1 protein-coding gene is annotated in these 290 nt (G+C 70.3%); it reads left to right on the forward strand.

Annotated elements, in window-relative coordinates:
• A partial coding sequence (locus ACLQ22_RS32040) for a KR domain-containing protein (RefSeq protein ID WP_425695609.1) occupies positions 1–290 on the forward strand: 290 nt, incomplete at both ends.

Consider the following 290-nt stretch of genomic DNA (forward strand, 5'->3'; position numbering starts at 1 on the left):
GTGATCGAGGCGTTGACGCCGCAGCGGCTGGAGACGGTGCTGCGGGCCAAGGCCGACGCGGCGTGGTGGCTGCACGAGCTGACCCAGGATATGGATCTTGCGTTGTTCGTGGTGTATTCCTCGGCCGCGGCCACCCTCGGGTCACCGGGGCAGGGCAACTACGCCGCAGCGAACGCGGTTCTGGACGCCCTGGCGCTACGACGGCAGGCCGCGGGTCTGGTCGGGCAGTCGCTGGCGTGGGGGCTGTGGGCCGAGCAGTCGGCGATGACCGGGCATCTCGACGAGGTCGA

Source organism: Micromonospora sp. DT178, from assembly GCF_049841695.1.
Classification (GTDB): Bacteria; Actinomycetota; Actinomycetes; order Mycobacteriales; family Micromonosporaceae; genus Micromonospora.